Raw genomic sequence first — 22,883 nt, 5'->3', positions numbered from 1 at the left:
GAAGCCGGCCGCCCGGCGACAACCGCGCCCTGCCCGGCCACAAGCCGGTCAGGATGACGAAGCGTCGAGTTGATACTTGCGAACCTTTTCCAGATCGACCTCGATGCCGAGGCCCGGAGCTTCGGGAACCGCCATGCGGCCCGACTCGATCGAAAAGGGATGGGTAATCACATCATCAACCAGTCCGTAATACGTACAATCGTTGGCCAGGGGAAAATTCGGCGTACTGGCGGCCAGGTGCAGCATGGCGGCGGTCTTCGGCCCCAGGTCGTGCGAGCAGTGGACGACGCAAGGGACCCCGGCCGACGCGGCGACCTCGGCCACCAGCTTCGTGGCCCAGATGCCGCCGCACTGGTAGGTGTCGGGCAAGAGCACGTCGGCCGCCTGTTTTTCAAGGATCGTACGGACGCGGGCCAGGGTCGTGACCGACTCGTTCAGCGCCAGCGGGGTCGAGGTGAGGGTCCGGATGCGGGCCGAGTCGTCGATCAGATCCTCGGGCATCGGCTGTTCGAAATATTGAAGCCGGTACGGTTCGAGATCCTTGGCGAGTTGCTCGCAGACCTCGGGGGAATAGCCGGTGTTGGGGTCGATGCGCAGCTCCAGGCGGTCGCCGACGGCGTCTCGAACGCCGCGAACCATCGCCAGATCTTCCTCGGGATCACGCCCGGCCTTGGTCTTGAGGGTCGAGAAGCCCATCTCGACGTAAAGCTTCGCGATTTCACCGGCGCGTTCATACGATTGGATGCCCATGCAGGCGGCCAGCTCAATCTCGCGCCGGTAAGGGCCGCCGAGCAGGCGGAACAGAGGCAAGGCGTAGATCTTTCCGGTCAGATCCCAGAGGGCCATCTCGACGGCGCTCTGAATGTAGATGTGATCGAACTTCAAGTCTTCATACACGGCCATGATGTTCGTGGGATCGATTCCCAGGAGCATCGAGCGAAGCCCTTCGGCCTCTCGTCCGGTGAGTTGGGTGCCGAGGTAAACCTGGGGGGTTTCTCCCCAGCCTTCGAGGCCGGTCTCGGTTTCCAGGCGGATGAGAATGGAGAAGGTGGACGAGGCACCGCGATACCGGCTGTGATAGGGGGCGATCGGGGGTTTTTGCGGCACCTCGACAGCGAACGAATCGACGCGGGCGATTTTCATCGGACGAATTCCTTAAAAACTCTGCGACCAACGTTCGAGTGCCGGATTTCGAGACCCAAGGGGCCGGAGGCAAGGCCGAGCCACGTCGGCGCGATCATACGAGGTGAGATCGAATCGGTCGAGCGGTGAGCCCGTCTGGCGTGAAAGGACGCAGGCGCGAATCAGGGCGACCATGACTGCAAGGAAATCCGAAAGAATTCGCTTGCTCACTCGGGGACAACCTCGATACAACAGTGCTGTCTTGAGCCTTCATGAGTGTGTATCCATTCGGGGAAGCCTCGTGATTCGACGATTCCGGTATGGTTGGTCCCGGTCGGTCGATTGCTTCCGAACGACGCCGAAGCGGAAAGGCTGGCTTGCCCTGGGGTGCGTGGTGGGCGCCCTCGGGACTGGACTCGGGTTCGGGGCGAGCTCGGCACTCGGCCAGGTCATGATGGAGATGGTGGCCCCGCCGCTCTCGAACGAGGAGCCGGGGCGGCCGATCCAGCTTCCACCGGCCTCGACCGAGGTGAAGGAAGCGATCGACGACTTCGAACGGTTTGCCCGTCGATCGGCCTGGGAACGGGCCTTCAAAGCGCTCGACGGCATTCCCGACGAGCAGAACAAACGGTTCGTCGATCGGGACGATGGCTTCATCATCCGAGTCTCCGAGCGTCGGCGCGCCTTGCTGGCGACCCTTCCCCCCGAAGGACGCGAAGCCTACCGTCTGTTCGCCGATGCCGAGGCGCAACGTCTGCTCGATCAGGCCGTCGGCGACGCCGAGCAGGAGACGCTCGAACGGCTCTTTGCCGCCTCGTTCCTCACCTCGGCCGGAGATGACGCGGCTGATCGGCTGGGTGACCTGTATTTTGAAGACGGGCGGTTCGATCGGGCGGCCGGGTGCTGGCTGGCGATCCTCCGGGAGTATCCCGATTCCGACCTCCCTCCGGCCCAGATCGCCGTGAAAGCGGCCCTGGCGCTGCACCGGGCGGGGCGAGCCTCGGAGGCAGAGGAGCTTCGCCAGGAGATCCGGGATCGATACGCCGGCGAGCAGGTGCTCATTGCCGGGTCGAGGGTCGATCCCAACGTGTTCCTCGATCAGGTCATGACGGAGGAAGCGGCAGAGCGCTCCCCTTCGGCCAATGCCGAGGAGGCCGCGCCGGTTCTCGGCGAATTGCAAGAGGCGGCCTGGCAGGTGCGGTTCGGCGATTCGGTCGTCGCCGGGATGTCGGAGCAAGAGCTGCAACAGTGGAAGGCCAACCCGTTCAGCCTGGCGGTGCCGGGAACGGCAACGGACGGATCTCGGCTGTTTGTGAATTACCTGAGCCACCTCTTCGCGGTGGATCTGGACACCGGCAAGATGCTCTGGCGATCGGCCCCGTTTCACGACCTGAATGCGGCGGTCTCACAGAATCAAGGGAGAGTCATCGACCCCACCCGCTATCTGATTGTCGCCGTGGGTGAGCGGGTGCTGAGTCTCGAACGGGACGTCCGTGACCAGAGTTACAATGCGCCGTATCGCCTGGTGTGCCGTCGAGCGGACTCGGGAGACGTGGTCTGGCAATCGACCGACCTGACGGAGATGGCCAACCTCGACCCGATCGGCCCCCCCCTGCCCGTCGGCGATCGGGTCTTCATCGTCGCCAGGTCGGCGACGAACCAGCAACCCCAGCAGGGGCCGGGCCTGTTCGTGCTGGCGATCGAGCCGAGCGACGGCACGGTCCTCTGGAAGGCCGAGGTCGGCACGCTTCGGCAAGGCCAGCAGCGGATTTATTACGGAATGCCGTTTCAGGAGGCTCAGCCGCAGCTCGTGCACCGAGGGGGGGCGGTCTTTCTCGACACCCACGCGGGAGTGCTCGTTCGGCTGGACGCCGAGACGGGGGATCTGGCCTGGGGCTATGCCTATGAGACCGAGCCGGTGTCGGGAACCGGCGGGCGAGTCTTCTTTTCCTCGAACCGCGTGCCGGACCCGGTGACGGTCGCGGGTCGTCCGATCGAGGTCGACGGAGCGCTCGTGGTGAAAGGGGCCAAGTCGGGCCGGATCGCCGCCATCGACCCGGACCGGATGACCCTGCGGTGGGACCGGCCGATGTCCCAATCGGCCCGATTGCTGGGAGCGGTCGGACGCTCGGTGATCCTCGGAGGGCCGGAAGTCGATGCGCTTGATGTCGATTCCGAGAGGTTGCAGTGGTCGATCCGATTGCCCGGCGGCAGCTACGACGGCCGCCCGATCATTCGAGACGACGGCATCTGGCACCTGACCCCTCGGGGCATCTTCGAGCTGGACCCGCAGACCGGCCGCGTGCGGCGGATCGTCCGGGGAGACGACACTGGATCGATCGGCGGCGATCTGCTGCTGACCGATCGCTTGCTCATCGCAGTGTCGAACCGAACGATTGCGGCCTACGAGCGTCGCCCCCGTGAGAAGGATCTCGACTTGAACCTCGACGATGCCTCTGCGCAAACGACCGACGAAGGAGAGCAGTGAGATGCGAACAACGCGATCGGTCGTGACGGCCGCGGTCCTCATCATGATGATCGGCCTGGGCCTGGAGGCCCGCGACGTCCTCGGCCAGGTGGCCCAGACTCGGCGCACCCAAACAACCGAGAACATCGAGGGGATCACCGTCTCGGGCAAGGCGACCGCCTATGCCCGGCCGGACCTGATGGAGATCGACCTCCAGGTCGCCTCGGCCTCGGAGCTGACAGCCGACGCGATCGTCAAGTACCGAGACGCCAAGGCGCGGATCGAGGAGGCGTTCGAGAACCTGAAGCTCGATCAGGTTGAGGTCGCGGAACTCGGATTGCTCGTTGATCAGAAAGGGCCGTCCCCAAACCAGTACGGCGGCATCGACCCCCGAGCGACCCTGAGCGCCAAGCCCGAGGTACAGCTTTCCCGGAAGCTCGTCGTGCGCTGCTCCGCGATTGAAGGACGCGACGAGGAGGAGTTGTTGCAGCTCGTCGCCCGCCTGCTCGACGTGGCGCAGGATGCCGGGGGGATCGTCGGCCCTCCTCCGGGGGTCAATCCGTATCAGTACAGCTCCCGGGGGATCGACCTGAGCCTCGTCCGGTTCGTCGTCGAGGATTTCGACGCGGTGCAGGAACAGGCCTATGAGGCAGCTATCGCCGACGCCAGGGCCCGCGCCGAGCGGATCGCCCGTCTGAGCGAGACCGAGCTAGGCCCGATCGTCGCGATCCAGGAACTCTCAAGGCCGGGCGATCCAATCGCCAACGTCACCCGGGTCGTGCTCCCGAACGAGGAGCCCCCACGCGAGGGGCGGCTCGAATCGAACCGGTTGCAAGACGTTCCTGTACGGGTCGAATTGCTCGTGCGGTTCCAACTTCGCCCCGCCGAGGACGAGGGAGCCGACACGCCATGAGCAAGCGATCGGCGAATCATGACATGCACCTACAACCACCCGCCGATCGTCGTGCGTTCCTTGGTCAATGCCTGGGAGGGCTGATCGCCGGAGGGCTCGCAGGGCGGATCGCCAGGGGCCAGGACAGTGGGCAGGTCTTGCCCAAACACCTGACGCCCGAAACCCTCCGTGCCGTGGAACGAGGAACCGATTACCTGGCCAGCACCCAGGCCGACGACGGCTCGTGGATCATCGGCGGCGGCCAGGCGTATCCGGTGGCCATGACCGGCCTGGCGGGCACGGCGTTTCTGGCTCATGGCGATTCGCCCACGCGAGGCCCGTACGCGAAGCACGTGCAAGGAGCGGTCGAGTTCCTGGTGCGCTGCTCGACCCCCTCGGGCCTCCTCACCGGACCGAGCCAGGACAACGGCCAGCCGATGCACGGGCACGGCTTTGCCTTGATGTTTCTGGCGTCGGTGTACGGCATGATCACCAAGGAATCGCTCCGGCGCGAGGTCCGCGAGGCGATCCGCAAGGCGGTGATCCTGACCGCCCGAGGGCAGAGCATCCACGGCGGCTGGACCTACGTGCCCGGCACCGGCGACGAAGGTTCGGTGACCGTCACCCAGGTTCAGGCCCTTCGGGCGGCCCATAACGCCGGGTTCGTCGTACCGCCTGCGGTCATCGAGGAAGCAGGGAACTACCTGGAAAAGTGCCGGACGCCGGAGGGGGGCATTGCCTACTCGCTCGGCTCGGGGGGAGGTCCCCGCCTGCCCATCTCGGCCGCGGCAGTGGCCACCCTGTACAACTCGGGGCAGTTCGACAGCCCGATCGCCACCGATTGTCTCAAGTATGTTTGGGACGCCTTCCAGGCGACTGACGCCTGGCATAAGGGGGGCGGGCACACGTATTACGCCCACCTCTACGCCGCCCAGGCGTTCTACATGGCTGGTGATGACTACTGGGATGACTATTTTCCCGAGACGCGCGACCACCTGATGGGCCTGCAAGGCGACGACGGCTCGTGGAACGGCGACGGGATCGGCGAGGTCTACGGGACGTCGATCGCCACCATCATCCTGCAACTTCCGTTCAAATATCTTCCCGTCTTCCAGCGTTGAACGGATGGGATTTCCGACGAAAGGGACGGCCTCGTGAGCACCTCGACCGAAGACCTCGACCTTGCCGGGCTGGAGGAGCTGCAAACCGCCCACCGGCAGATCCGCGAGCAGATGGCCCGGCAGATCGTCGGGCAGGATGAGGTCGTCGATCAGCTCTTGATCGCCGTCTTCGCCCGGGGGCATTGCATCCTCGAAGGAGTGCCCGGCCTGGCCAAAACCCTGATGGTGCAGAGCCTGGCGCAATCCCTCTCGCTCGACTTCAACCGCATCCAGTTCACACCCGACCTGATGCCCTCGGACATCACCGGCACCGAGGTGCTCTACGAGGACCGCAGCAGCGGAGCCCGAGAACTGCGGTTCGTCCCCGGCCCGATCTTCGCCAACCTGATCCTCGCCGACGAGATCAACCGAACTCCTCCCAAAACCCAGGCCGCCCTGCTCGAAGCGATGCAGGAGCGACAGGTTACCGCGGGGGGACATCGCCACGGCTTGCCGGACCCCTTCTTCGTCCTCGCCACGCAGAACCCGATCGAGCAGGAAGGAACCTACCCCCTTCCCGAAGCACAGCTCGACCGATTCCTGTTCAAGATCTTCATCAAATATCCGACTCCCGATGAAGAACGCAGGATTTACCGCGTGACCACCGGGGCCGACCGCCAGGAGATCGTGCCGATCATCGCCGGGGAACGGATCGCCGCGTTGCAGAAGCTTGTGCGCCGCGTCCCGGTGTCGGACCACTGCATCGACTACGCAATGGACCTGGTGCGGGCGACCCGAGGCCCCGAGCACGGCGGGCCGTCGTACATTGGCGACTGGGTCGCCTGGGGGGCCGGGCCTCGGGCGGGTCAGGCCTTAATTCTGGCCGCCAAGGCCCGCGCCGCCCTGTCGGGCCGACCGAGCGTGACCGCCGAGGACATCAAGGAGGTCGCCCGGCCGGTCCTCCGTCACCGCGTCGTCATCAACTACAACGCCCAGGCGGCCGGAGAGTCGAGCGACTCGATCATCCAGCGCCTTCTGGACGACATCCCGATCCGCAAGGGGGCCGCCGATGACGCCGTCGCGGACGTATTCCGATCCTGACGCGATCGCCCGGATCGCCGACCTGACGCTCCGCTCCCGACGCCTGGCCGAAGGAGCGATCAGCGGTCAGCACCGCAGCCCGTTCCTCGGCTTCAACATCGAGTTCGCCTCGTACCGCGAATACTCGCCCGGCGAGGACCTCCGGCGGCTCGACTGGCGCGTCTTCGCTCGATCCGATCGACACTACATCAAGCAATACGAACAGGAAAGCAATGTACGCGTGACCTTTGTCGTCGATGCGAGCGCATCGATGGCGTACAAAGGGACTCGGGCGGCGCTCTCCAAGTTCGACTACGCAGCCACCCTGGTCGTCTCGCTCGCCTTGCTCCTGGTCAAGCAACAAGACCCGGTCGGCCTGGTCCTGTTCGATGAGAAGGCCACCGAAACCCTGCCGCCGAACGCCACCCAGGCGCAGATCGTGGCGATGACGGCGCAACTCGAACGCTGCGCCCCGAGCCGCACAACCGACCTGGGCGGCTTGCTGCGATCGCTCGCCGGGCAGCTCAAGCGGCGGAGCGTCGTCGTGGTGGTTTCCGATCTATTCACCGATCCCGAAGGATTGTACGACAGCCTCAATCGTCTACGATTTCAGGGGCACGAGGCCCTGATCCTTCAGATCCTCGACCGTGACGAGCTGGACTTACCCTTCGATGGGCCGACCATTTTCAAGGACATCGAGGGGGACGAGGAACTGTTCGCCGAGCCGTGGGGCTTTCGCCGCGAGTACCGCAAGGCGATGGAGGAGTTTCTGGAGAACGTGCGTCGTGAATGCGGCCAGCGGGGCTATGACCATGTACGGTTCGTCACCGACGAGCCACTGGCCGACGCTTTGAGCATCTTCCTGCATTCGCGATTGGACGCCGATCGAGCGGCCCGACAGGCGGGGCGGTCCTGACCCATGATGACCTTCCTCACCCCCCTGCTCCTTTGGGGAACCTTGCTGGGCGCGGTCCCGCTCATCATCCACCTCTTGAACCGCCGCCGGTTCCGCCGTGTGGATTGGGCACCGATGCGCCTGCTGAAGCTGACGGTACGCCGCAACCGGCGTCGGCTCCAGATCGAACAGTGGCTGCTTTTGCTTTTGCGCATAGCGTTGCCAATTCTTCTTTTTCTCATGCTCGCGCGGCCGATCCTCGACCCGACCGGCCTGGAAGGCTGGGCCGGGCCGGGAAGCCGGACGAGCCGGATCGTGCTGGTGGATGATTCCTTGAGCATGGGATACGTCGGCGAAGGCCCTCCGGCGTTTCAACAGGCCCGAGAGGTCGCCGCGGCCCTGCTCTCCCAGGCAAGGCCGCAGGACCGCTGCTCGCTGGTGACGACCTCGATGCCGGGGGTTCCGGTCCTGCTCGAAGTGGAAGGCAGTCGTCAGGACGAACTGGCGAACGCCGCCCTGGGCCTCAGCCCGACCGAGACGCACACGGCCTGGCCCGCCGTGTTCGAAGGTCTGAACGGAGTCCTGGAATCGTGCACGTTCCCGACGCAGCAACTGACGATCATTACGGATTTACGTCGATCGGGCTGGGACGAGGGGGTCGGGCCGATCGCCCGAGCGTGGCAGGAGCGCGGGCTCGTTGTCCGGATCGTGGACGTCGGAGACGACGGCGATCGTGCGGGGAACCTCGCGGTGGAGGCCCTGGAACCGATGGACCGGACGATCCTGGCCGATGCCGAGAGCCGATGGGAGGCGACGATCCGGAACGATTCACCGCGAACCATCGCGGGAGTCTCGGCGATCCTCCGCGTCGATGACGCCCCGACCGAGTTCCCCTTGCCGGAGATCGCCCCGAATTCGGTCGCCCGCGTGCCGATCACCGTCCGATTCCCCGGCCCCGGCCCGCACGACCTGGCCATCGAGCTGCCCGAGGACTCCATGCCCGGCGACAACCGCCGCTGGGCCGCGGTGGAGGTGAAGGAAGCGCTTCGCATCCGTCTGGTCGACGGCGAGCCGTCCTCGGAACCGTTTGGAGGCGAGGTCGATTACCTGGCCGCTCCGCTTTCGATCGGCGTGGGAGACGCGGACGCCTGGCGGGTTGAGGTGGTACAGGAGGACGATTTTCTGTCGAACCGGCTAGAACTTCCTGATGTCCTCATTCTTGCCAATGTCGCCGCACCGACTCCCGAGCAGGCCGACCGGCTGATCCGCTTGGTGCGGGACGGCATGGGCCTGATGATCTTTGCGGGCGCTCGGATGGACGTTGGCTCGTATCATGATCTGCTCGATCGCGACGAGGCCCGCCTGCTACCCGCTCGGATGCGGGCCATGGTCGATCAGGAGATTCGCGGGGTCATCATCGAGCCCGTGCGACCGTCTCCGCTGGAAGCATTGCTGGAGCTTCGGCCCTCGGCCCTGGAGCGGGTGGCAGCGCGGCAAATCATGACGGTCGAGGAATCGGCGGAGGATTCCGAGGGTGACGTTCGAGTTCTCGCTCGTTGGAACGATCCCGAGCGATCGCCGGCGGTGATCGAGCGGATCGTTGGCGAGGGGCGGGTCTTGCTCTGGACCACCACGGCCGACCGCGACGGTAACGACTGGCCGGTCGAGCCGAGCTTTGTCCTTGCGATTCGAGAAGCCGTCCGAGGAACCGCGCGGGCCACCCCGCTGGCGAAGATCGTCACGGCCGGCGAACCGATCCGGAACGTGGTCGAGTCGAGCCAGTCGCTCAGCGACATTCGCCTGTTCCCACCCAATGATGCCGAGCCCCGGGTACTGAACGCCGTCCCGATCAACGCATCGGCGGACGAGAGCCCCAGCACATCCCTTGCCATTGATGTTCTCGACACCCGCCGCGCCGGCCTGTACCGCATCACCTGGAGCGAGGGGCCACTTGGTGCTCAGAGTGATCTCTCGGCCGCAAACCCCGACCCGATCGAGAGCGAACTCGACCGGATCGGCCGCGACGAACTGACGCAACTGCTCAGCCCGCTGGAGGTGGAGCTTGCCTCGGCTCGAAGTGGAACCGACGCTCTCCTGGCTCCGACGGGACGGGAACTCTGGCGAGCCCTCGCCTGGGGATTGCTGGCCTTGATGATTGCCGAGCCGATGCTGACCGCCTGGATCGGCCGATCGCGCTAACACGCGTTTGAGTCAAAACCATTCCTCTCGACACGAATCCGTCATGAACCGCAGTCTCTGGCAGCACATGCTGGGCATCGAACCGTCGCCGGGGGCCGAGATGGTCGGCGAGGCTCGGCTGGAGCTTTCGGCCCTGCCGGGAGGCGGGAGCCTCCTGTTCCTGGCGCTGGTGCTGCCGGGAATCATGGTGGCAATCTGGTTCCTGGCCCGACGGGAACGCAGCGATCTGAGCCGATCCCGGCGAGCCGTGATCGTTGGCCTGCGCACGGTGGCCTTGCTGGCGGTCGTGGCCATGCTCACCGAACCGGTTCTGATCACCAGCCGCCGCGAGACCATTCCCTCGCATCTCTTGATGATTGTGGATCATTCAGAAAGCATGCGCTTTTCTGATCCGTACTCGGATGAGGCACGGGCATCGTCGGTCGCAACGTTGCTCGGGATCACCTCGGAAGGAGGCAAGGCGCCGGCCGATCGACTTCGGGAAACGCCTCGTATCGACCTCGTGCGCAGGGCGTTGGCTCCTCATCTGGATCGGCTGGGCGAGGGTCGTTCGGTATCGCTCGACACCCTGGAGTCGGCCGGCCAGGCGGCGGCCTCGTCACCGGATCGGCCGGACTCGCTGGATGCGATCGAGGCCGATCGTGCAATTTCTCCGCTTGGTGATGCGTTGCGGGGCGTCCTGACACGCTACCGGGGACGGCCGGTTGCGGGGGTGGTCCTCATCAGCGATGGCCGATCCAATGCGGGCGAAGACCCCGTTCGCGTGGCCGAGGCGGCAGCGAATCAAGGGATTCCCATTTTTGCCGTGGCAGCCGGATCGGAGGAAGGCCCGAGGAACGTTCGCCTGGCCGACCTGGAGGTCAGCCCCGTCGCCTTCGTCCGAGACCCGATGACCCTGGCCGCCGTGGTGGATGCCAGCGGATTGCAGGATGCCGAGGCCACGCTCACGCTCGAACGCCGGATGAATCAAGGGGAGTGGGAGGCGGTTGAGGAACGTCGGGTTGCGCTCGGCGAGGACGGCCAGTTGACACGGGAACTCTTCCAGATTACTCCAAATGTAGTCGGCTCGTATGAGTTTCGCGCTCGCATCAAGGACGCCGGGCCGGAGCTGACCCTCGACGACAACACCGCGGCCGCGGCCGTTCGAGTGGTCCGGCAACAGATTCGCGTCTTGCTGATTGCCGGCGGGCCGTCGCCGGAGATCCAGTTCCTGCGCAATGCGATGCAACGCGACGCTCAGGTTGAGTTCGTAGCCTGGCTTCAGCACGCCGATCCGGGCTATCGCCAGGTCGGTGACCGGCCAATCCTTCGCCTCCCGAATTCGCGGGAGGAGTTGTCGAAGTATGACGCCCTGGTGCTTGTCGATCCTGATATGAAAGCGCTCGGCCCCGAGTGGGAGCAGATGATCGTCGACTTCGTGGGCAACGATGCCGGCGGCCTCATCTTCGTGGCGGGTGAATTGTATTCCCAGCAACTGTTCGACGAGGACGCAGGCGTGGTGCCCGGCGAGTCGTGGACGCGCATTCTGCCGGTTGTTCGTGATCCGGGCTTGTATCGGACCGAAGCCGAGGTTCGGCTCAGCTCGGCGAGGACGTATGTCCTCGATCTCACCAATGAAGGACGAGCCGATCCGATCTTTGCCTTCCACCCTGACCCGATCCGCAACCGAGCCATTCTCAGCAGTCTGCCGGGGATGTACTGGAGCTTCCCTGTCACCCGAGCCCGCCCCGGAGCAACCGTTCTCGCGCGGCACGGCGACCCGAGGATGCAGAACCAGTACGGTCGGCATGTCCTGCTCGCCTCGCAACTGTATGGGCCGGGAAGGACGGTGTTCCTCGGATTCGACAGCACCTATCGGTGGCGTTATCTCTCGGAAGATTATTTCGATGGGTTCTGGGCCCGATTGATCGACCGGGTCGGACGGAACAAGGCCCTTGGGGGCCGCTTCCCGTTTCAGGTGGTCCTGGGCAAGGAGAGCTACCGCGTGGGCGAAACGGTGGCCGTGCAAGTCCGGTTCACCGATGAATCGGCGATTGCCGAGGGGTCCGACCTGATCGCCGAACTGGAGCGGGCCGGTGAACCTTCTGAGCCGATTCGCTTCGAACGCGACCCGAGCGATCCGGCCGCCCTGGCCGCCTCCTTCCCGGCCGATCCGGCCGGGGCTTACACGCTTCGGATCGTCCCGGCAACGACGGGGGATCCGGGGGCCGGCGTTCGGGTTTCGACCACGACCTTTCGGGTCGATCCCCCGCGTCGAGAAGTCGATGAACCGAGCCTCAACCGCCCCTTGCTCGACGATCTGGCCCGCCTGACCGGCGGTCAGGTACTCGAACTCACCGACATCGAACGCCTGGATGAGCTTATTTCAATGCGAGAGGTGACGCGGACTCTCGAAGCTCGCCAGGAACTCTGGAACGCCCCGCTGCTGGCCGCGCTGCTCATGATCGCCCTGACGAGCGAATGGATCATTCGCAAACTGGTTCGCATGGTCTAATGGGATTCTCCCGATCTTCCCTCTGCCCCCGAAGGACGCCTCATCGTGACGATCGCGACTGAAGAGCTTCCCGATCTCGAATCGCTGGGCCAGGAGCAGCAGCGGCTCCGCGATCGGCTGGCCCGGCTTCGACGGCGGCTGACCTTGCAGTCTGCACTGGAATCGCTCGTCGAGGCAGCCCTGATCCTGACGGGCGTGGCGACCTTGCTCGTCCTGCTCGACTGGCAATGGCGAATCGGCACAAGCACCCGGCTCGTTCTCCTGGGGATCATCGGCCCGCTGGTGCTGCTCGCGATCGGTTGGCGAATCTGGCATCGTTGGCAGGCCAGCCGGCTCGACGACCTGGCCCTGGCGATGACCGTCGATCGCTTCCGCCCCGGAACCGGGCAGCGCGTGGCCGACGTGCTTCAACTTCCCGGCTTGCTGGGCGATCCTTCCGAGTCGGCCTCGCCGGCAATGGTCCGCCTGGCGGTGCGGCGAGCCTGCGAAGCACTGAGCGATTCCGACTGGCATTTGCTCTGGAATCGCAGGCGAACCGCCTCGCGCCTTGCCGGACTGGTGGGCTGTGTGCTGGTGCCCCTCGCCTTTGCACTGGTTGCTCCCAGCGCGGCACGGTTGAGCGTTGATCGCTGGCTGTTCGGGTCGTCGGAGCGATGGCCCCAGCAGACGTACCTGAGTGTCGTCGGCCTCGGTGATGGGAACCGGCTGATCGCTCCGAGAGACGAGCCGTTTGTGATCGAGGTCCGATCGGACCTGCCCGAGATGGTCGAGGTCGGGGACCGATGGCACGTTTCGGGGCGTGGAGAGCCCTTGCTTCTTCGATCGGTTCCGCAATCGCCCCAATCACCCGATCGCGTGAGCATTCGCGAGTGGACCAATGGAAGGGGCCGACGCGACGGTGTGATGACCGCGGTGGAACCATCGCGGTTTCGCTTCGAGATCCCCGCATCGGATGAATCGTCTCGCTTCGACCTGCGAGGCGGGGACGACTGGCTGGGACCGATCGCCATTGAGCGGGTCGATCGTCCCAACCTCGCGTCCATTCGCCTGCGGGTGCGAGAGCCGGGCACACCGAGCAACACCTTCCGCACCATTGAAAATCCGCGGCAGCTCTTGACCTTTCTCCCCGACACCGAGATCGAGTTGACCCTGACCGGGTCGGAACCCCTCGCCGACCTGAGGCTCGACGCCCAGCCCGGCGCGGTTCCTTCCCCCGATCGGATTGACAAGCGGTCCTTCGCAACCCGTTGGACACTGGAGGAGGCGACGACGCTGGAACTCCGACTCACCTCCGAGCCGACGGGCCTCGAATCCCGACCAGCGTTTCTCTCGATCGCCCTGCTCCGCGACCGAGAACCTCGAGTGACGTTGAGAGCCCTGGGCGTGGGATCGCGAGTCACCCCAGTGGCAACGATTCCCCTCAGCCTGGCAGCCACCGACGACCTGGGACTGGCATCGGTACGGCTTCAGATCGATCGGATCGCCCCGGCTCAGGCGGGCGAGCAGGAGGCACCCGAGGCAGATCGTCCCGATCGGCAGACCGTTCCGATCGCGATTCCTTCCGGCGATGATCGCGCCGTCCTCGACCATCAGGCAAGGCACGATGTGGATCTGCTCGCCCAGCCGCCGGCCCTGGGAACAACCTTCGTGATGATCGCAGAGGCCGAGGATACCTCAACCCGAGGCGCCCAGCGCGGGCAGTCGGGAGCGCTCCGGTTCCAGGTCGTCTCGCACGAGGAATTGTTTTACGAAATTCTGATCCGTCAGCGAGCCGAACGGGCGAAGTTCGTGACAGCCCTGGAGGCGGTGACCAGTCAACGTGAATCCCTGGCGGAAACCCCGGATCGTGACGCGTATCTTGGAGCCCTTCGGGTGATCGTGACCCAGACGAGGCAGCTCGAACAGATCGGCGGACGCATTGCCGATACGCTCGTAGAAATGCAACTGAACCAGATCGGTTCGGTCAAGTCGCACCGATTACTTCAGGACGGGGTCATCACCCCCATTCGCTCGCTCAGCGCGGGACCGATGACCGACCTGCGCGACGTGTTGCAAACGCTCGGCGGTGGCACTCCCCGCGAGGGAGCCGATGCGGACACCGCCCGAGCCTTGCACGAGACGATTGTCGCACAGATGAACACCATTCTCGAACAGATGTCTCAGTGGGAAAGTTTTGTCGATGTCGTGAATCAGGTGGCCGAAGTGATTAAGATGCAACAATCCATTCTCGAAGCCACCGAGCAAGTCCGGGATTCCCGGACCGAGGAGGTTTTTGATGAGCTTCCCTAGCCAGTGCCTCTGGCGGTTGCCGCTGATGCTCCTCGTCCTCCTGGCCTCGATGGCGCCTTCGCGTGCTGCCGTCGCTCAGGACGGCATCGACGACATCTTCGACCCTCCCGCGTCGAAACCCTCGACCCAAGCCAAGCCGGACGCTTCCACCCCGACCTCGTCCCCTTCGAGCACCGTGGACCCCAGCCCCCTGGCTCGTGATCGCGGCCGGATCGGCTTTACCCAGGAGAATGTGGCCGCGCAGATGGCCGAACTGGAGGAGCGCATGTTCCGGCTCTCCGAGGCGCTGCTGAACCTCGAACCCGAGAACGCCTCGCGTCTGCGGTTGGCGCTCAAGTTCTCACGCGAGGAGCTGATTCTCCAGCAAATGCGCGATACGCAGGCGTTGCTTGAGGAGGCCCAGCTCAGCAAGGCGGAGACGGAAGTCCGTCAGCTTCTGGCAAAACTCGAACATCTTCGCAATGTCTTGCTCGCCGAGGATCTCGATTTTGAACTGAAGCTCGCCCGGCTTCGCCAGCTCCGTGAGACCCTCGCGCAGCTGGAGCGGATCATCAAGGAAGAGCAGCGCGAGCTGGCCTGGTCGCGCGAGGCGATCGAAACCCAGGCCGAGGCCAGTCGTCTCCGCTCGCTCCGGGACGACCTGGAATCGATCATCCGCAATCAACAAGACGTCATTGAGACAACCAACTCGGGCAAGGAAGCCTCCACTCCCGAGGATCGAGGCAAGGCGGTCGCCAGCGCCATCGCGGGAGAGGCCGGTGTCCGAGAGGCGGCGGGTGCCCTGGCAGCCGATCCCCTCGTTGCCGATCGTGAGCCTGCCTGGATCAAGCAAGCGATCCCTCACGTGGACGATACGACCACCCATCTGGAAACCGGCAAACTCGATCCGGCCCTCGACGCTGGCCAGCAGGCGCTCGACCTGTTTCTCAAGGAACGCGATCGGCTCGATGAGCGAATCGCCGAGGCGGAGGCCGCCATCTCCGAGGATCAGTTCCGCCAGTTTGAACGCGATCAGAACCGCAACCGAGATGCGACTGACGCCCTTTCCCGCGTTTCATCTCGGCTGGGAGACGCCGGGATCGCGCTTCAGAAAAATCTGATCGACGCCAGCGGCTCGATGCGAGACGCCGAGGGGAACCTCGCCCAGACCGAGCCCGAACCTGCGGCCACCGATCAGCTCGATGCCCTGAAAAAGTTGCTGGAATCGCGCGAGACATTGGCCGGAGCCCTGGAAGAATTGCTCGTCGAATTGCGCACCGAATTGCAGGCGCAAATCATTGCCGATTTGACTGAAATGTACGAAGCCCAGGTCGCCATTCGGGAATCGACCGAGGCCCAGGCTCCCAGGGCCGCAGAGCAGTCACGCACAGCGCTCATTGCTCTGGCCGGGCTGGCCAAAAGCGAATCCGAACTGGCAGCCCGTATCGAGCAATTGACAGACCTGGTTGAGATCACCGAGTTCGGCATTGCCTTGCCGACCTCGCTGCGGGTTCTGGGACGCGAGATGCTGGCGGTCGAGGCGTTGCTCAAGGCGGGTGACGCCACTCAATCCACGATCGACCTGGAACGCAGAATCGAGGAAGACCTGCTCGGCCTCATCCAGGCCATGCGACGCCTGCCACCTTCGACCCCGCCTCCCCCCGGCACTCCATTGCCCAGCGAGCCTCGTGATCGGGAACGCGAGCTGAATCGCCTGGTGGCGGAGCTCAAAATGATCCGCATGCTTCAAACACGATTGAATGATGAAACCGTAATCGTGGATGAAACGCGGCCCGAAGATTCTCCCCTTTCGGCCGAACTTCGCCGCGAGATTGACGCCCTTCGCAACAATCAGGACGAGATCCGCGAATCCCTCTCCAAGATCGGTCGACAACTGGAACCTCCCGGTCTTGGCGGCCAGGTCGATCTCTGATCGATCGGAACAATCGGTTGTCGTGCCGAGGCTGAATCCGCGATTTCCTTCGTTTCGAGGTCTTCAATGATGCGACTCGTCACTCGTCTGCTCAGCGTGGCCTGTGTGGTCGGCCTGGCCGGCAACGATTCCAACGCTCAGGCTCCGATTACCGGGATTGCCGTCAAGATGGGCCGGGTCGTTCGAGACCTGGAGGAGACTCAGACCGGCGAGCCGGTTCAGAATCGACAGCAAGGCATTCTCCAAGATCTGGATAAACTCATTGCTGAACTGGAAAAAGAGTGTGCCGCCTGTCAGAACGGCATGCGAAGGAACAACCCGACCAACCCCCTGGCCGATTCGACAATCGGCAAGGGGACTGGCGGCATCGGTGACCAGACCGACCCGAACGCCAGCCAGAAAGACTGGGCGAATCTCTCCGCCCGAGAGCGTGATCGCATCCTCCAGTCAATGTCCGAGGGGTTCCCCCCCGAATACCGCACCGTGCTGGAACGCTACTACCGGCGTCTTGCCGAAGAAACCACCACGGAATCCACCCCCACAACCGCGCCAACCGAGGGATCACCCAACACACCATAAACGAGCTTTTGCTCGTCCACACACGTTTGTTTTGGAATGATTGAACCTCGATCCCTGAAACGTCGGGGCTGACGACCGAGGATGTTCTACTCATGTGGCTCACGGCGATTCTCGTAACGGGGGCCGGTCTGATTGCCGGTCCCTTCGACGACTACTCTCGATCGTTCGAAGGCGATGCGATCGCCCCGGAGACGCTCGCCCCGGAACGTTACGGCCTGGAAGAGGCCGTGACAATTGAGCCCGAGGGCCTTCGACTTCGTCTCAAACCGGGAACCGAGGAAACCGGCTGGAAGTCGCCCACAACCCTTCGAATCGGTGGCAATGTCACCATCCGTGTCGAAATTGTGGTGCAATCGCTGCCGACCCCCGAGCAGGAGGACGGCGTGGCGGTCGGGATTTCCGTCGCCTCGCAGAGCCTTGATCAGCCCGACGCCACCCTGGTCCGCGTGACCGAGCCCGATGGTTCGGCCCGGTATCGCCTGGTCAATCAGCCCAGGAACCTCCCGCAACGGCCAAGCCAGATGCGGATGGTTGCCCCTGGCATCAATCCGGCCGCCCGCGACGCAAAGCCCCCCCGCCCCACCTACCCGGCCGAGGGTAAGACCTTCTCCTTGATGCTTCAGCGCGACGGATCGACCCTGCGCTATCGAGTGCTCGATGCCGCGTCCGACACGCCTCGCGACCTCGGACAGATGACCTTCGGCACCAGCGATCTGATCGGCGTGAAGGTGTTTGCCCTGAACCGCAACGGCGCCGAAGATGTCGATGTGATGATCAAATCCGTCACGCTTCATGCCGACCAGCTTCGAGGACTCGGCACGGCCGTGCGGACCATCGACGGCCAGGTCGTCTACGGTGAGCCGATCGGGCTGAAGGATGGCTCACTGCTGGTCGGCCCCGCACACCCTTCGCAGGTTGCTGACGCATCGAAATCATCGTCGCCAACCGCCGAGATGCAAACCATCGAGGGGGAGCGTCTGGTTCAAAGAGCACGGGTGATCGTGCAGGAGAACGTGGTCATTGGCGGGGACGCTCCCATCGTGGTAGAGGGAGTGCTCAATGGGACGATCGCCGCGGCGCCGGCTGACCATGCCGATTCTGCCGTGCCAGCCCCTGAAGACTCCCCTGCCACATCGCATGAACCCGCGAACGACGATGCTGCGCCTCCCGAGCCGAAGGCAATCATCCCCCTCAATGAGATCGACGTCATTCGATTCGAGCGTACTGTCTCGTTGTCGGGTCATTTTCTTGGTCAACCGAATGTGGATGTGACCGGCCCGCATCCGTCGAAGGCAAGGGAAGACGAACCGAACCGTCCGGAGGACGCTACCGAAGAAGGAGCTCCGGAGGCCGATCAACCGCCACCCCCGCCGGGAACGGTGGTTCCGACGACCACACGAACGGCCTCGTCCGCAAGGGCTTCCCAGACGCCTCGGGCGGAACCGGAACCGAACGGCATCCGTGATCTTCGCATCAATCTTTCCGGTCTTCGAACCGCCAAGCTCACCCAGGTCGTCGTCTCGTGCCAAACCGACGAGGGCGAGACCCGTTGGCGCCTCGACACCAGCGGATCCACCGACTGGCCGCTTGTCCTGCGACGCTCGGGCGATCGTCCTCGCGCCGATCTGTTCCTCGAACCTCCGGCCGGTGACTGCAAGGAAAAGACGTTCCAGATCAACCTCACCTATGCGGATCAGAACGCTGCGTCCCTGTCAGTGCAAGCTGATCAAAGCACCGCCCCGGAGCGGGCCTTCGAAGCCGATCAGCCAGCCTCCTCGTCGGGGTTCGAGGTGCGACTCTTCCTTGACGATGGCCAGGAACTTTCCGGTACACTCGACGCAATGAATGAGGAATCACTGACCCTTTTACCGGTTTGGACCGACCACGAGGCGATCTTGATCCCGTTTGCCCGGCTCCGAGGGGTTCGCGTCGAGACGTTCGACCGGATCGAGGCGGCGGACGAGTTTTCGGATCGCCTCGAAGCCCGAGGCGCCGAAGACGTGCTGCTCGCCCGCACCCGAGCCGGTGAACTCGTGCCCGTGGCCGGGATTCTGGAAGGAATGGAGGGAGACCGCCTTCGGATGCTCTACCAGGAGCAACACCGCACCGTTCCCCTCCGGTTGGTGGAGGGCATCGTGTTTGCCGAAGGCCCGTCGCCAGGCGAACCCGAGCTTGACGAGCCGATCGCGCGCGTGTCACTGACCGACAACCAGACCATCTCCGGCTTCTGCCGAGCGATCGACGAGACGACCTGGACGCTCGAAACGGTCTGGGGAGCGACACTCAAGGTCCCCGCCTCGGACGTGCAATCGGTCCGGTTCCGAGGGACTCGGATGACGTACCTCTCCGACCTCGAACCCTCTCAGGTCGAGCAAGTCTCCTATTTTGGGCGTCTGGTTCCCTGGAGCCGAGACACCTCGCTCAGCGGGGGACCGCTGCGAATCGATGGCCAAACCTTCGAACGAGGGATCGCCGTTCACTCCTACTGCGCGCTGACCTACGACCTGAACGGACGCTTCGAGACGTTCGAGGCCCTGGTCGGCTTCGACGACGAGGCGAGCGACCTCGGGCGGGTGGATTGCCGGGTGTTTGCCGACGAGGAGGAGATCTTCGCCGCGACCGACCTTCGAGCCGATGCCCCGGCCACGCCGCTTCGCCTGCCCATTGCGGGTGCACAGACGCTTCGGCTCGTGGTTGACTACGGCTCCGATCAGGATACCGGCGACCGCCTGATCTGGGCCAATGCTCGCCTGATCCGCGATCCTCTAGACGAATAACGAGCCCCTTCGGCCACAACACACTCGCACAAAACGATTCGTTTCTTTTGCCGAGCACCTGGTATGAATCGTCCTTCAACTCGGATCGCGCCGCTCATGATCCTGGTGATCCTTGCGCTTGTGTCCGTTCCTGAGGTCTTGCCTTCCAGCGTCGCGCAGGAGGTTCTGCCGGTCACTGTCGAGGAATGGTCGATCTGGGTCGGCTCTCCGGCTCAGGAACGGATCAACGATCGAAACGCGGCCGGGAATGCAATGCCGAGCGTGGTCGGCACAGCCCGTCCGAAGCAGGAGAACCCTGGACCGTGGGGCTTACCCATCGCGCCGGTTTCGGTGGTTCGCTTTTTGGGTAAACCGATCGAAGACTTCGATCTCGAGATCCGGCTCTCGTCGGGCACGTTCCTGTCTCACTGGCCTCCGGCTCGGGAACGGGTGGACAGCCTTCGATGGTTCGGGGCGAACCTCTCTCAAAACCCTCCCGCTGACCACCCGCTGGTCTTCCTCTCGGAATCTCACCCGTTTCGAGCCCTCCGCGAACTGGACGACTCGTTGGTCATCGAGGTCGAAGGCCGGGCGGAACGATTTCTCGCATACGACGCAGAACTGGCCCTCCCCATTCCGCTAACACTCCAGGACGGCCCCGATGATTACACGCTTCAAAACCTGTCTTTCCATTCGTTGCATGATCTCGCCGTGATCGTTCCGACGGATGGCGGTTACCGGATCGGCTGGCTCGACGAGCTGCCCGCAGAACAGCCCCAGTCCTCGGAGGAGCCGATCAAGGAGGATAACGATTCGGACTCGGAGTCCAATGCTCAGGACGATTCGAACCGAGACCCCGCGCTCGATGTCTTCGACGACGAGAACGGGGATGATCCCGAATCCCGAGCCACTCCGCCGCCTTCGCCGGTGCCCGCCGAGGCCGATGCGGCCGTTCGAGCACGTATCGAGCAACGTCTGAACCAGAGCGTCACGCTCAACGGCTCCGCCAGGCCGGTGGCCGACGTGCTCCAACTCATCCGCAATCAAACCGGCTTGCAAACGGTGCGGGACGATCGAACACTTGCCGACGCCGAGATCGACCTCGATACGACTCCGGCAGACCTCACCGCCGGAATCCGACCGGCGCGTGACGTGCTGGCCGACATGCTCGGCAAGTCAGGGCTGAGTTACCGGATCACCGAGGACGGTTCGCTCTTCCTCAGTACCTCTGAGCGGTTGGAAGCGGCCTCCGACGCTTCCCCGGCGCAGGTGAAGGGCCCTCCCGTCACGCTGACCCTTTCAGACGTGTTCACCGACTCGGACCCAGCCTATGCCGAGGTTTCGGCCCGTGAATTGTTGCGACGTCTCGTGAGCCAAGGGATTCGTGAGGATCGGGCGAGGACCACCCTCGACGAACTGGGCGACCATTTGTTCCGACCCGATCGTCTCATCGTGCTGGCCCACCTCGACCGAGCAGCGATCGACGAACTCGTGCCGCTGGACGTGTTTCCTCCGGTCGATCGAACCGTCCGTGTGGCGACCGTGATCATCTCCGGAATCGACCCAAGCCTTTCCGATCAGGCAGCGCTGCTGGTGCCCCAGCTTGGCGATCCTTCCCCGAGTGTCCGAGAGGCGGCCGAGCGTGAACTGCTGACCCTCGGCCCGGTCGCCATCCCCGCGCTGAAGACGGCTCTGGATCATCAGGACCTTGAGATCGTCTACCGAGCCGAGCGAATTCTACGGCAGCTCGATCAACCCATTCCTTGAGCCGGGCGAATCCCCTCTCTTCAGGCGGCGATCGAGCAACCGCTTTGAAGGATGGTCCGGAGCACCTCACATTGCTCGTCGCTGATAAGTCCGTCGAGTGCAATCATCTCGATCTCCTCGATGCACTGCACAATCGCCTGGTCCTTCCCCGGATGCCAGGCGTGGTGTGCAACCCGCTCGGCAGAGGCCATCAATCGCTCGAAATAGGTTCTGTCATTCATGATGAGTCCCTCATTTCTTGAGTGACTCATTCGCAAGGGGCGTGCCAAACCGTTTCGAAACGATCGTACCGGGCGTGATGAGCCTCAAATCGGTCAATTGCGGTATGACCGACCGCAGAATCCTGGCAGGTGTCATCAGAATCCTGAGAATTCCCTGCTCGTGGGTCACGCAAGGGTCTCCTGCACGTGACCTTGCAGACCTTGGCGATGCTGGCCACGGGCATTGAAGACGCAAGCCGCCCTTAACCCAACTCCCGAATCTCCGTCGGGTCAAAGTGGTAGTACGCCCTGAGTTCTTCGAACAACTCGGGATGCGAGCGTTGAAGTTCCTTGGGCTTTTCGAAGTAACACTCGGTCGCCACCGCGAAGAACTCCGCCGGATTGGTCGCGCCATACCGATCCAGCACACTCGGTCTCCCCAGCGAGGCATCTTGGCGAAGTTGCTCGTATTCGTTGCCGAGCACGCGAGCCCAGGAGACGTACTGACTGCGCTGTTCAAGGACCGGCGCCCCGTCCGCGGGACCATTCTCCTGGTCAAGCTGGTGGGCGAACTCGTGCAGCACGACGTTGTGGCCGTCGTGAATGTCTGAGGCTCCGGCGAGGACATCGTCCCAGGACAGCACCACCACCCCGTCCTTCCATGCCTCGCCGAGGCGGGCAATTTCGCCTTCGAGAACCATCCCTCCGCCGATCGGCTGGCGTGCCTGGGCCACGTAGGTACTCGGATAGACGAGAATGGAAATCAGTCGAGGGTAGAGGTCCGTCTCGCGATGCAAGAGGAGGATGCATGCCTGCGCAGCGATCGTCACGCGGATGGCGTCGTTCAACGTCAAGCCGCCGCATCCCTCGAAGTGTTTCTCATCGACAAAGATCTGGATGAGCCCTTGAAGTTCCTGACGATCCTGGTCGGAGAGGTGTTGATAAAGCGGAACCTGCCTGTGCAGGATCGCATCCCAATCATTGGGAAAGGGCTGGGAACGAATCCGGTTCCGGCGTTGCCGCTTGGTTTCGAAATATCCAAACATGAGCGAAGACCACATTTTCGTTTATTGTTCGTCTCGGACGTGCTGCTCGTCGAGTGAGACTGGGCAAGGTCAGCTGCGACGAACA

At 63.8% G+C, this 22,883-nt stretch carries 15 protein-coding genes; 12 read left to right on the top strand and 3 right to left on the bottom strand.

Going from position 1 to position 22,883, the window contains the following annotated elements; genetic code table 11:
• Positions 1-48: 48 nt before the first annotated feature.
• Complete coding sequence (locus GA615_RS01595; protein WP_152049496.1) at positions 49-1,143, bottom strand: mandelate racemase/muconate lactonizing enzyme family protein; 1,095 nt, start codon at positions 1,141-1,143, stop codon at positions 49-51.
• Between the two features lie 280 nt (positions 1,144-1,423).
• Here GA615_RS01595 and GA615_RS01590 point away from each other — a divergent pair, with 280 nt between their 5' ends.
• The 12 genes from GA615_RS01590 to GA615_RS01535 all read left to right on the top strand — a co-directional run bounded on the left by GA615_RS01590 (position 1,424) and on the right by GA615_RS01535 (position 21,552).
• The gene (locus tag GA615_RS01590) at positions 1,424-3,610 is read left to right on the top strand and encodes an outer membrane protein assembly factor BamB family protein (protein ID WP_161602103.1); all 2,187 of its coding nucleotides are present in this window, start codon (positions 1,424-1,426) and stop codon (positions 3,608-3,610) included.
• Between the two features lies 1 nt (position 3,611).
• Entirely contained in the window at positions 3,612-4,502 is an 891-nt protein-coding gene (locus GA615_RS01585) for an SIMPL domain-containing protein (protein ID WP_161602102.1), read from the top strand.
• Complete coding sequence (locus GA615_RS01580; RefSeq protein ID WP_152049493.1) at positions 4,499-5,602, top strand: prenyltransferase/squalene oxidase repeat-containing protein; 1,104 nt, start codon at positions 4,499-4,501, stop codon at positions 5,600-5,602. Before GA615_RS01585 ends, GA615_RS01580 begins: the two co-directional genes overlap by 4 nt.
• Before the next feature lie 33 nt (positions 5,603-5,635).
• Positions 5,636-6,682 (top strand): AAA family ATPase, encoded by a 1,047-nt coding sequence (locus GA615_RS01575; RefSeq protein WP_152049492.1) that lies wholly within the window; start codon positions 5,636-5,638, stop codon positions 6,680-6,682.
• Positions 6,651-7,577: a DUF58 domain-containing protein gene (locus GA615_RS01570; RefSeq protein WP_152049491.1), complete on the top strand. Its 927-nt coding sequence runs from the start codon at positions 6,651-6,653 to the stop codon at positions 7,575-7,577. The genes GA615_RS01575 and GA615_RS01570 overlap by 32 nt, the downstream gene beginning before the upstream one ends.
• 3 nt (positions 7,578-7,580) lie before the next feature.
• Entirely contained in the window at positions 7,581-9,755 is a 2,175-nt protein-coding gene (locus GA615_RS01565) for a BatA domain-containing protein (protein ID WP_152049490.1), read from the top strand.
• 43 nt (positions 9,756-9,798) lie between these two features.
• A complete protein-coding gene (locus GA615_RS01560; protein ID WP_152049489.1) occupies positions 9,799-12,249 on the top strand; it encodes a VWA domain-containing protein in 2,451 nt (816 codons plus the stop codon).
• Positions 12,250-12,294: 45 nt separating this feature from the next.
• On the top strand, positions 12,295-14,538 hold the full coding sequence (locus GA615_RS27740; RefSeq protein ID WP_201750076.1) for a hypothetical protein: 2,244 nt from the start codon (positions 12,295-12,297) through the stop codon (positions 14,536-14,538).
• On the top strand, positions 14,525-16,450 hold the full coding sequence (locus GA615_RS01550) for a DUF4175 family protein (protein WP_152049488.1): 1,926 nt from the start codon (positions 14,525-14,527) through the stop codon (positions 16,448-16,450). Before GA615_RS27740 ends, GA615_RS01550 begins: the two co-directional genes overlap by 14 nt.
• A 66-nt stretch (positions 16,451-16,516) precedes the next feature.
• Positions 16,517-17,029 carry a hypothetical protein gene (locus tag GA615_RS01545; RefSeq protein WP_152049487.1) on the top strand — a complete coding sequence of 171 codons (513 nt, stop codon included), beginning with the start codon at positions 16,517-16,519 and terminating at the stop codon, positions 17,027-17,029.
• 92 nt (positions 17,030-17,121) lie between these two features.
• Entirely contained in the window at positions 17,122-19,806 is a 2,685-nt protein-coding gene (locus GA615_RS01540; RefSeq protein ID WP_152049486.1) for an NPCBM/NEW2 domain-containing protein, read from the top strand.
• Between the two features lie 96 nt (positions 19,807-19,902).
• Complete coding sequence (locus tag GA615_RS01535) at positions 19,903-21,552, top strand: HEAT repeat domain-containing protein (RefSeq protein WP_152049485.1); 1,650 nt, start codon at positions 19,903-19,905, stop codon at positions 21,550-21,552.
• Positions 21,553-21,572: 20 nt separating this feature from the next.
• Here the strand turns inward: GA615_RS01535 and GA615_RS01530 are convergent, their stop codons facing one another.
• Positions 21,573-21,773, bottom strand: coding sequence for a hypothetical protein (locus GA615_RS01530; protein WP_152049484.1), 201 nt, complete (start codon positions 21,771-21,773; stop codon positions 21,573-21,575).
• Between the two features lie 242 nt (positions 21,774-22,015).
• Positions 22,016-22,798, bottom strand: a complete 783-nt coding sequence (locus GA615_RS01525; protein ID WP_152049483.1) for a M90 family metallopeptidase — start codon at positions 22,796-22,798, stop codon at positions 22,016-22,018.
• Between the last annotated feature and the right edge of the window lie 85 nt (positions 22,799-22,883).

Source organism: Tautonia marina, assembly GCF_009177065.1.
Lineage (GTDB): Bacteria > Planctomycetota > Planctomycetia > Isosphaerales > Isosphaeraceae > Tautonia > Tautonia marina.
The sequence above is the reverse complement of the archived record's forward strand: the minus strand, read 5'-3'. Positions and strand labels throughout refer to the sequence as shown.

Excerpts from the sequence above, each read along its gene's own strand:
- GA615_RS01550 (WP_152049488.1), top strand. The coding sequence starts at position 14,525 with ATGAGCTTCCCTAGCCAGTGCCTCTGGCGGTTGCCGCTGATGCTCCTC.
- GA615_RS01585 (WP_161602102.1), top strand. The coding sequence starts at position 3,612 with ATGCGAACAACGCGATCGGTCGTGACGGCCGCGGTCCTCATCATGATG.
- GA615_RS01545 (WP_152049487.1), top strand. The coding sequence starts at position 16,517 with ATGATGCGACTCGTCACTCGTCTGCTCAGCGTGGCCTGTGTGGTCGGC.
- GA615_RS01565 (WP_152049490.1), top strand. The coding sequence starts at position 7,581 with ATGATGACCTTCCTCACCCCCCTGCTCCTTTGGGGAACCTTGCTGGGC.
- GA615_RS01580 (WP_152049493.1), top strand. The coding sequence starts at position 4,499 with ATGAGCAAGCGATCGGCGAATCATGACATGCACCTACAACCACCCGCC.
- GA615_RS01560 (WP_152049489.1), top strand. The coding sequence starts at position 9,799 with ATGAACCGCAGTCTCTGGCAGCACATGCTGGGCATCGAACCGTCGCCG.
- GA615_RS01525 (WP_152049483.1), bottom strand. The coding sequence starts at position 22,798 with ATGTTTGGATATTTCGAAACCAAGCGGCAACGCCGGAACCGGATTCGT.
- GA615_RS01570 (WP_152049491.1), top strand. The coding sequence starts at position 6,651 with ATGACGCCGTCGCGGACGTATTCCGATCCTGACGCGATCGCCCGGATC.
- GA615_RS01530 (WP_152049484.1), bottom strand. The coding sequence starts at position 21,773 with ATGAATGACAGAACCTATTTCGAGCGATTGATGGCCTCTGCCGAGCGG.
- GA615_RS01540 (WP_152049486.1), top strand. The coding sequence starts at position 17,122 with ATGTGGCTCACGGCGATTCTCGTAACGGGGGCCGGTCTGATTGCCGGT.
- GA615_RS01595 (WP_152049496.1), bottom strand. The coding sequence starts at position 1,143 with ATGAAAATCGCCCGCGTCGATTCGTTCGCTGTCGAGGTGCCGCAAAAA.
- GA615_RS01535 (WP_152049485.1), top strand. The coding sequence starts at position 19,903 with ATGATCCTGGTGATCCTTGCGCTTGTGTCCGTTCCTGAGGTCTTGCCT.